This is a genomic window from Streptomyces sp. SBT349 (assembly GCF_001083795.1).
Lineage (GTDB): Bacteria > Actinomycetota > Actinomycetes > Streptomycetales > Streptomycetaceae > Streptomyces.
This window is the reverse complement of record NZ_LAVK01000290.1, coordinates 1-9,521: the sequence shown is the minus strand read 5'-3', so window position 1 is coordinate 9,521 and position 9,521 is coordinate 1. Positions and strand designations below refer to the sequence as shown.

The following is a 9,521-nucleotide window of genomic DNA, read 5'->3' as shown; positions in this document are numbered from 1 at the left end:
CTGCCCCGGGCACCGCCGCCGACCCCGATGCCGATGCCGATGCCGGTGCCGGTGCCCGGGGCAGCGGGCGGTGGGGGGGCCTCCTCGGGCGCGGCCATCCGGCGGACCGCCTCGACGACGGTGGTCTCGGGGTGGGCGGCCAGCCAGCCGGCGGCCAGGAGGATCGCGGCGGGCAGGAAGCCGCACGCCTCGGCCAGGGAGTCGGCCGCGCCGGGGTCCACGGTGATGCGGACGTCCCCCGCGCCCGTCTCCAGCAGCCGGACGGCGGCGAGCCGGTCGAGGCCGCCGAGCGCGCAGGGGCGGACGTCGGGCACGCCGGTGAGCGGCCCGCGCGAGACGGCGAGCACGAGGCTGCCGCGGCCGTCGGGGGTCAGCTCGACCAGCTGCTCGGGGGTGGCGACGTCGTCCAGGAGGAGAACGGTCCTGCGCTCGTCCAGGGTGTCGCGCAGGATGCCGGTCAGCTCGTCCTCGTCGGCTCCGGCGGGCGCCGCGACCCCCAGGGCGCCCAGCAGGTCGCGGGCGGCGCGTTCGAGGGGAACGGGGACCCCGCCGGGGTCGGTCAGCCGGGCCCGCAGCAGGCCGTCGGGGTAGTCGCCGACCTCGATCAGCTCGGCGGCGAACTGCTCGGCGAGCGCGGTTCTCCCGGTGCCGGGACGGCCGGCGATCAGGAGGACCCGGCCGCGGGTGGCGGGGCGGCCGGCGAGGGTGCCGAGCCCGGCCCGTTCGACGTCGGAGCGCAGTTCCGCCAGCTCGCGCAGGCGGCCGAGGAACCGCAGCGACCCGGAACCGCCGGTGACTGTCTGTTCGGTCACATCCGTCACGGGCCGAGCGTATGCCACCGGCCGCTCACCGGCTGGTCAGGACACGTCAGAGCTGGTCAACACCCGTCAGGAGATGTCGCCGACGTACCGAAAGCGCACCCTGCGCGCCACGGACGCGCCGCCGTCAGGCCGCGAACGGGCGGGCGGGCCAGGGCGCGTCGGCCGGGCGCAGCGCGTCGAGGCCGTCCCCGGCGCGGGCGGCCTGGAGGGCGAGCACCCCGACCGTCAGGCAGGTGTTGTGCAGTCGCCCGGCGAGCACGCCGCGGACCAGGTCGGCCGCCTCCACGCGGGCGAGCCGCATGTCGGCCTCCTCGCCGTCCGCCTCGTACCGCTCGCCCTCCGCCTCGGACAGCTCGCGGGCCAGGAAGATCCGCACGGCCTCGTCGCTGCCGCCGGGGCTGGGGTAGACGTCGGCCAGCACCCGCCAGTCCTCGGCCTTGACGTGCGCCTCCTCGTAGAGCTCCCGCTGGGCCGCGTGCAGCGGGTTCTCCCCCGGCACGTCGAGCAGCCCCGCGGGGATCTCCCACAGCTTGTGCAGGACGGGGTGGCGGTACTGCTCGATGACGACCACCCGGTCCCGTTCGTCGAGGGCGAGGATGGCCACCGAGCCGGGGTGCACCTGGTAGTCGCGGCGGGCGGTGGCGCCGTCGGGCATCACCACCTCGTCGGCGCGGACACTGGTCTTGACGCCGGTGAAGGGGGTGTCCGTCGCGGTGACGGACCACTGCTCCGGGGTGTCGGCGAGGAAGTCGCGTTGCTGCTCGGTCATGACGCTCAGTCTGCACCCACGTCGCGGCGGCGCACGGCGGCACGGACGAGACCGGCGAAAAGCGGGTGCGGGCGGGTGGGCCGGGAGCGCAGCTCGGGGTGGGCCTGGGTCGCGACCAGGTACGGGTGCACCTCGCGGACGTACTCCACGTACTCCACCAGCTTGTTGTCGGGCGAGGTGCCCGAGCAGATCAGGCCCGCCTTCTTCTCCAGCTCGGTGCGGTAGGCGTTGTTCACCTCGTAACGGTGCCGGTGCCGCTCCTCGACATAGGGCTCGCCGCCGTACACCTCGCGCACGATGGAGCCCTCGGCGAGCTTCGCCGGGTACATGCCGAGCCGCATGGTGCCGCCCATGTCGCCGTCGCCCGCGACGATGTCGAGCTGCTCCTCCATGGTGGAGATCACCGGGTGGGCGGCGCCCTGGTCGAACTCGGTGGAGTCGGCCCCCTCGATGCCCGCCAGGTTCCGCGCGGCCTCGATCACGATGCACTGGAGGCCCAGGCAGAGGCCGAGCAGCGGGACGCGGTTCTCCCTGGCGTAGGTGATGGCCGCGATCTTGCCCGGCACGCCCCGGTCGCCGAAGCCGCCCGGGATGCAGACGGCGTCGCAGTCGGCCAGCTGCTCCGCGGCGCCGCCCGGGGGGCGGCAGTCGTCGGAGGTGACCCACTTGATGCGGACCCGCGCGTTGTTGGCGAAGCCGCCGGCGCGCAGCGCCTCGGTGACCGAGAGATACGCGTCGGGCAGGTCGATGTACTTGCCGACCAGCGCCACCGTGACCTCGTGCTCCGGGTGGTGGACGCGGCGGAGCAGGTCGTTCCACTGGGCCCAGTCGACGTCGCGGAACGGCAGGTCGAGGCGGCGCACCACGTAGGCGTCCAGGCCCTCGCCGTGCAGCACCTTGGGGATGTCGTAGATCGAGGGCGCGTCGATGGCGGCCACGACGGCGGCCTCCTCGACGTCGCACATCAGCGAGATCTTCCGCTTGATCGCGGTGGGCACGTCCCGGTCGGCGCGCAGCACGATCGCGTCGGGCTGGATGCCGATGGAGCGCAGGGCCGCGACCGAGTGCTGGGTGGGCTTGGTCTTCAGCTCGCCCGAGGGCCCGATGTAGGGCAGCAGGGAGATGTGGATCACGAAGACGTTGTCCCGGCCGACCTCGTGGCGCACCTGGCGCACGGCCTCCAGGAACGGCAGGGACTCGATGTCGCCGACGGTGCCGCCGACCTCGGTGATCACCACGTCCACGTCGTCGGTGGCCATCCGGCGGATGCGGTGCTTGATCTCGTTGGTGATGTGGGGGATGACCTGCACGGTGTCCCCGAGGTACTCCCCGCGGCGCTCCTTGGCGATCACCGTGGAGTAGATCTGCCCCGTGGTGACGTTGGCGCTGCCGTCCAGGTCCACGTCGAGGAAGCGCTCGTAGTGGCCGATGTCCAGGTCGGTCTCGGCCCCGTCGTTGGTGACGAAGACCTCACCGTGCTGGAACGGGTTCATCGTGCCGGGGTCGACGTTGAGGTACGGGTCGAGCTTCTGCATGGTCACGCGCAGACCGCGCGCCTTGAGCAGGGCTCCGAGGCTGGAAGCGGTCAGCCCCTTGCCGAGCGAGGAGGCAACCCCGCCGGTGACGAAGATGTGCTTGGTCGTCGCTGTGCTGGGCGGCATGGCCAACTCGGGGCTCCCGTGGTCGCGAGGTCGGATGCGCGACGCCCCCGCATCGGAAGTCGGGGTCAACGTCGCTGGGGTTCGGGGGAACACTGCCCTCCGGTCCACGGACTACCAGGGTATCAGTGGAGAGAACCTAAGGTGTCGCCGAAGTGTTTCCCATGAACTTCATCGACATTTCAGATCCAAAGTGAACAAGGTCACCCACCCGTATCCGGGGGAAGGTCCCGGAGGGCGGGCGGAAGGCAGCGGTGCGTCGTAAGCTGCTCGGACGCTCGAATGGGCGACGGAAAACCGCACGTCCCACGGGGGGCGGAGCACGTTCAAGTGGAGTGGCAAGTGGCCGGGCGCATCGAGGATTACGCACTCGTCGGGGACATGCAGACCGCCGCCCTCGTCGGTCGGGACGGATCGGTCGACTGGCTGTGCCTTCCCCGGTTCGACTCCCATGCCGTGTTCGCCGCGCTGCTGGGCACCGAGGAGCACGGCTTCTGGCGTCTCGGCCCCGCCTACGGCAAGGACGTGCCGGCGCCGCCCGCGAGCCGCAGGCGGTACCAGGGGGACTCGCTGATCCTGGAGTCCGAGTGGGACACCCCGCGCGGCACGGTCCGGATCACCGACTTCATGCCCCCGCGCGGCTCCGACGCCCCGCAGCTGGTGCGCATCGTGGAGGGCGTCAGCGGCCGGGTGCCGATGCGCTCGGCGCTGCGGATGCGCTTCTCCTACGGCTGGGTGGTGCCGTGGGTGCACAAGATCGACGACCGCACCGTGGCCGTCGCCGGACCGGACTCGGTCTGGCTCGACACCGCGGTCGACACCTACGGCAAGAATCTGACCACCTACGCGGACTTCACCGTCGCCCCCGGCGACCGAATCGCGTTCACCATCAGCTGGCAGCCCTCGCACAAGGAGCCGCCGCCGGTGCCGGTGGCCGAGCACGAGCTGCGGACGACCGCGGACTTCTGGCGCGACTGGGTCGCGCAGTGTACGTATCACGGCCCCTACCGGGAGGCCGTGGTCCGCTCGCTCATCACGCTCAAGGCGCTGACCTACGCGCCCACCGGCGGCATCGTGGCCGCCCCGACCACCTCGCTCCCCGAGGAGATCGGCGGCTCGCGGAACTGGGACTACCGCTTCACCTGGCTGCGCGACGCGGCCATCACCCTCTCCTCGCTGCTGCGCACCGGCTACCACGACGAGGCCAGGGCCTGGCGCGAGTGGCTGCTGCGCGCGGTCGCGGGCGACCCGCAGAACCTCCAGATCATGTACGGCATCGCCGGTGAACGCGAGCTGGCCGAGGCCGAGTTGAGCTGGCTGCCCGGCTATGAGAACTCGCAGCCCGTCCGGGTGGGCAACGGCGCCGCCGGCCAGCTCCAGCTCGACGTCTACGGCGAGGTGACCGAGGCGCTGCACCTGGCGCACATGACCGGCCTGGCCCGCAACGACCACGCCAACCTCCTCCAGCTCAAGCTGATCTCCTACCTGGAGGAGCACTGGGACGAGCCGGACGAGGGCATCTGGGAGGTCAGGGGCCCGCGCCGGCACTTCACCCACTCCAAGGTGATGGCCTGGGTCGCCGTGGACCGGACGGTCAAGCTGATCGAGTCGGGCGAGGTGGACGGCCCGCTGGACCGGTGGCGCGACCTGCGCGACGAGATCCACCGCACCGTCTGCGAGCACGGCTACGACAAGGAGCGCAACACGTTCACCCAGTCGTTCGGCTCCAAGGAGCTGGACGCCTCGCTGCTGCTGATCCCGCAGATGGGCTTCCTGCCGCCGGACGACAAGCGGGTGATCGGCACCATCGAGGCGATCCAGCGCGAGCTGGCCACCCTCGACGGGTTCATCCTGCGCTACCCGACGGCGGGCTCCGAGACGGGGGTCGACGGCCTGGAGGGGGACGAGGGCGCGTTCCTGGCCTGCTCGTTCTGGCTGGCCGACGACCTGGCGATGATCGGCCGGGTCGAGGAGGCGCGCAAGCTCTTCGAGAAGCTGCTCGCGCTCCGCAACGACCTGGGCCTGCTGGCGGAGGAGTGGGACCCGCGGCGCATGCGCCAGGTGGGCAACTTCCCGCAGGCGTTCAGCCATGTGCCGCTGATCGACACGGCGCTGCGGCTGACCGCCTCCGGGGCGTACGGCGGCTGATCTCGCGATCGGCCGCCGCACGCCGGGGCGCGGAACGGCGCCCTAGAACGGGGTGAGCGTCAGCGTGAACGCCGTCGGCGCGCCGTCCTCGATGTACGAGGCGAAGCTCGCGACGTCGTCGAAGGCGAACCCGTAGGCCCGTCCGTCCACGCTCTCCTCGTGCATGATCCGGGAGTAGTGGTGGGCGGGCTCCTCCCGGTAGAACTGCGCCGGGTCGGTCGTCGGCTGGCCGGGGTGGCTCAGCGCCGTCGTGCGGTTGAGCGCGGCGGCGAGAACGGCCGCCACCGGGCCGAGCATGCCGTCGTTGGGAGCGCGCAGCGCGCCGTCGCAGAACAGCACGTCGCGGGTCGGCGGCCGGGCGAACGAGACGGTGCCCGGACCGGTGAAGACCAGCTGGTCGCCGCTCACCCGGCCGGTGAACGCGCCCGCGTTGGTGGTGATCACCAGGTCGCTGCCCGCGAAGGTGTCCCAGACCCGGTCCACATACGGGTCGAAGTAGTCCCCGGGGAACAGCCCGGCGTCCAGGCCGTGTCCCGGGGCCAGGACCCGCAGGTCGTCCAGGACCAGCGGGGCGAACGTGTCGTCGGCGGCGAGCGCGGAGAAGATCCGCTCCCGGGCGCCGTCGCGCAGCGTGCCGACGGTCTGGTCCCGCGCACCCCTGAGGTGGATGGACAGCGGGACGCTGAACATGTCCACCATCGTGGTGTTGCAGTACATGCCCTGCGGGTTGTAGGTGAACTCCGCGCAGTCGTGCAGCACCGGGTAGTTGGGGTCGCTCTCCACCCAGCCCGCGGGGTAGGCGAGCGCGGCGTTGCCGTTGCCGTCCTGGACCGCCCGGAAGCTCAGCTTGTCGCCGAGCGCCACATAGATCCGGCCCGACATGTGCGGCAGCGGGATCGTGGTGTCCCCCGAGCCCATCGGGATGGCGTAGTCGGTGTAGCCGTCGGGCCCGTTGTCCGAGACCGCCACCGGCAGCAGCTGCCCGTCGGCGGTGACCCTGACCTGGCGCTGGCCGTCGTTGCCGACGATGTAGAGCCAGACCGACTCGTTGCCGAACCGGCCGGTGCGGTTGGCGACGGTCAGCGGCAGCGGGGCGGCATCGCGGGGGGCGGCCGGGTCGGCGCTCGTGCCCGTCGCCCGGCCGGCGAGCAGCGGAACGGCGGCGGCCGTGCCCGCCACGGCGGCGCCGCGCAGGAGCGACCTGCGGGTGACCACGCCGCTCACCCGCCCTGTTCGACGGAGACCGAGACGTAGTCCACCGTCAGCGAACCGCCGGGCACGGTGGCGGGGGTGGGGGTGGTCCGTCCGGCGACGCCGTTGGGGAAGGCGCCGCCCATGGCGAGGTTGAGCAGGATGAAGTGCCCGTGGTCGGTCGCGTTCGCCCAGGTGGCCGCGTCCATGTCCGCGGAGCTGACGGTGTGGAAGAGCTGACCGTCCAGGTACCAGCGCAGGTACTCGGTGGCGCCGGTGCGGTCGAGTTCGAGCGCGTACTCGTGGAAGCCGCTGTCGCAGGTGTCGCACGGGGTGCTGGTGCCGCGGCCGTTGGTCTCGTTGCACGGGCCGCCCGGGTTGACGCCGCAGTGCAGGACGCCCCAGACCTGCTCGACCCCGTTGACGTTCTCCATGATGTCGAACTCGCCGACGCCGGGCCAGTTCCAGTAGTTGCCGCGGTACTCGCCACCCAGCGTCCAGAACGCGGGCCAGTAGCCGAGGCCCGCCTCGCCGTCCAGGTTCGGCAGCTGGAGGGACGCCTCGATGCGCATGAGTCCGCCCTCGGGCGCGGCGAAGTCGGTGCGCTGGGACTCGATGCGGGACGAGGTCCACGCGTCGCCGTTCCGCAGCGCGGTGATCTTCAGATGGCCGCTGCCGTCGAGCGAGATATTGGCCGGATCGTTCGTGTAGGTCTGGATCTCTCCGGTGCCCCAGTTGGGCGGCCCGCCGGGGTAGCCGGTCCCGGTGTCGATGATCCAGTCACTGCTCGGCGGGAGGGTTCCCGCCGGTCCGTCGAAGTCCGCGCGCCAGATCTCGGCCAGCGCGCCCGGTTCCTGCTCCCGCGCGTCAGCGGTGGGGAGGGAGAGGGTGACCAGGGCGGCCATGGTCGCGAGACCCGATGCGACGGCGGCGGCCCACCTACTCTTTCTCAAGGTCATGACACTGCACTCTTCCGGTGTGGGGGGAATGAGAACCTCCCCGCATGGGGAGGGTGAGAGCGCTCTCATGTCGTGCCACTGCACACTGCCGCCGCTTGCCGGTAGCGTCAAGAGCCCGCGAACGAAGAGGACGGAAAAGTGCACGGAGCTCATCCCACCCTTGAGGCCGTCGCCGCACACGCGGGCGTGTCCCGCGCGACGGTGTCCCGTGTGGTCAACGGGACGCCAGGCGTGCGACCCGAGCTCAGGGAGCGGGTCAAGCTCTCGGTGGCAGCGCTGGGTTATGTGCCCAACAGCGCGGCCCGCAGTCTGGTCACGCGCCGCACCGGCGCGGTGGCCGTGGTGATAGCCGAGCCGGAGACACGGGTCTTCGCCGACCCGTTCTTCGCCCAGCAGCTGCGCGGCATCGGCCGCGAACTGGCCGGGCACGACACGCAGTTGCTGCTGATGCTCCTGGAGCAACGCGCCGACTACGACCGCATAGGGCGCTATCTGAGTGGCGGTCACGTGGACGGCACGCTGATGTTCTCGCTCCACACCGACGACCCGCTGCCCGCCATCGCCGCCGCCTCGCGGCTGCCGACGGTCTTCGGCGGCAGGCCGGGCTGGGCGACGGCGGAGGAGGACGAGGACCTGCTGTTCGTCGACACCGACAACCGCGACGGCGCGCGGCAGGCCGTTCACCACCTGCTGGAGCGCGGGCGCACGCGGATCGCGGTGATCAGCGGGCCGCTGGACCAGACCTCGGCGGTGGACCGCCTCGACGGCTACCTGGACGCGCTCGGCGTGGAGGGGCCCGACCCGGCGCTGCTCGCCCACGGCGACTTCACCGCGGAGGGGGGCGCCCGCGCGATGGCCGAACTGCTGGACCGCTCCCCCGCGCCGGACGCGGTGTTCGCGGGCAACGACCTGATGGCGACGGGCGCGCTGCGGACGCTGCGCGCGCACGGGCTGCGCGTGCCGGAGGACGTCGCGGTGGTCGGATACGACGACTCCGAACAGGCCGCCTGGTCGGAACCGGCCCTGACCACGGTCCGTCAGGATGCCGCGGGCATGGGCGAGATGATGGCCCGCCTGCTGCTGCGCCGCCTCGACCAGACCGACCCCTCCGACGCGCCGCTGACCTCGGTGATCACCCCGGCCCACCTGGTCGTCCGGGCCTCGACGTGACGTCCGCCCGGCCCCCGGGGTCCGGTCAGCCGAGGACGAACGGGAGTCTCGCGGCCACCTCGCCCAGCGCGGCCTTCTCCGCTTCGGTCGGGGGACGCCGCCCGGTGCCGATCCGCAGCGCGTCCCCGTCGGGGAGCGAGGGGGGAAACGCGGCGCCGGCGATCCTCTCCAGCAGCTCGCGGGACCGGGCGAGCCCCTCGGCGGGCGGCTCCGCCGCGCCGGGGAGGTGCGCGATCAGGTCGAGGTGGTGCAGCGTCCACTCCAGGACGTACGCGGAGAGGTAGTCGCCCGCGGTGAGCACCACGTCGCGGGTGGCGACCCGCGCCGCGGGATCCACGAGCCCGGCGGCGCGTCCGGCGGCGGAGCCGACGTCGTCGAGGTGGAACCTGAGCAGCCACGGCTCCTCGTACGCGGCGGCCAGGCGGACGGTCAGCGCGTCGAGCGGGTCGTCGCCGGCCGGGGCACCGACGAGGTTCCAGTAGGTCACCGCGTCCCGGGTCGGTTCCGTCGCGGCGGGGGTGACGAGGGTGATCAGGACGTCCTGGGCATCGATGATCAGGTGGCACACCAGGTCCCGCACGAGCCAGCCGGCGCAGCCGGACGGCCGTGCGAAGTCCTCGTCCGGGAGTTCGGCGACCGCGGTGCGCAGCGCGGCCCACGAGCGTGAGAAGAGATCCACCGGCGCAAGCTAACAGCGCCCGGCCACCGCCGCGAGCGCTTTCACGCGCCAGCGCATCCTGCCGACGCGCCCCCCGATCCGGCGACCGGCGAGGCCGCCGGATCGGGGGGCGCGTCGGCAGGATGC

At 72.3% G+C, this 9,521-nt stretch carries 8 protein-coding genes; 2 read left to right on the top strand and 6 right to left on the bottom strand.

The window, feature by feature from the left end:
- The 3 genes from ADY01_RS27355 to ADY01_RS27345 form a co-directional block, all read right to left on the bottom strand.
- Positions 1-821 (bottom strand): ATP-binding protein (locus tag ADY01_RS27355; protein ID WP_234320430.1); only part of this gene is annotated, 821 nt, incomplete at its 3' end.
- A gap of 124 nt (positions 822-945) precedes the next feature.
- Complete coding sequence (locus ADY01_RS27350; RefSeq protein WP_049578856.1) at positions 946-1,590, bottom strand: NUDIX domain-containing protein; 645 nt, start codon at positions 1,588-1,590, stop codon at positions 946-948.
- A 5-nt stretch (positions 1,591-1,595) separates the two neighbouring features.
- Complete coding sequence (locus ADY01_RS27345) at positions 1,596-3,251, bottom strand: CTP synthase (protein ID WP_049578854.1); 1,656 nt, start codon at positions 3,249-3,251, stop codon at positions 1,596-1,598.
- A gap of 279 nt (positions 3,252-3,530) precedes the next feature.
- On the opposite strand from ADY01_RS27345, the gene ADY01_RS27340 reads away from it, so the two are divergent.
- Positions 3,531-5,396, top strand: coding sequence for a glycoside hydrolase family 15 protein (locus ADY01_RS27340; RefSeq protein ID WP_107081844.1), 1,866 nt, complete (start codon positions 3,531-3,533; stop codon positions 5,394-5,396).
- A gap of 42 nt (positions 5,397-5,438) precedes the next feature.
- Here ADY01_RS27340 and ADY01_RS27335 read toward each other — a convergent pair whose 3' ends face one another.
- Positions 5,439-6,611, bottom strand: a complete 1,173-nt coding sequence (locus tag ADY01_RS27335) for a beta-1,3-glucanase family protein (RefSeq protein WP_049578858.1) — start codon at positions 6,609-6,611, stop codon at positions 5,439-5,441.
- A 5-nt stretch (positions 6,612-6,616) separates the two neighbouring features.
- Positions 6,617-7,546, bottom strand: coding sequence for a glycoside hydrolase family 16 protein (locus tag ADY01_RS27330; protein ID WP_049578851.1), 930 nt, complete (start codon positions 7,544-7,546; stop codon positions 6,617-6,619).
- Positions 7,547-7,684: 138 nt separating this feature from the next.
- Between ADY01_RS27330 and ADY01_RS27325 the strand changes: the two genes are divergently transcribed.
- Positions 7,685-8,716 carry a LacI family DNA-binding transcriptional regulator gene (locus ADY01_RS27325; RefSeq protein ID WP_049578849.1) on the top strand — a complete coding sequence of 344 codons (1,032 nt, stop codon included), beginning with the start codon at positions 7,685-7,687 and terminating at the stop codon, positions 8,714-8,716.
- A 25-nt stretch (positions 8,717-8,741) separates the two neighbouring features.
- Here ADY01_RS27325 and ADY01_RS27320 read toward each other — a convergent pair whose 3' ends face one another.
- Entirely contained in the window at positions 8,742-9,395 is a 654-nt protein-coding gene (locus ADY01_RS27320; RefSeq protein ID WP_049578848.1) for a maleylpyruvate isomerase N-terminal domain-containing protein, read from the bottom strand.
- Positions 9,396-9,521: the final 126 nt, after the last annotated feature.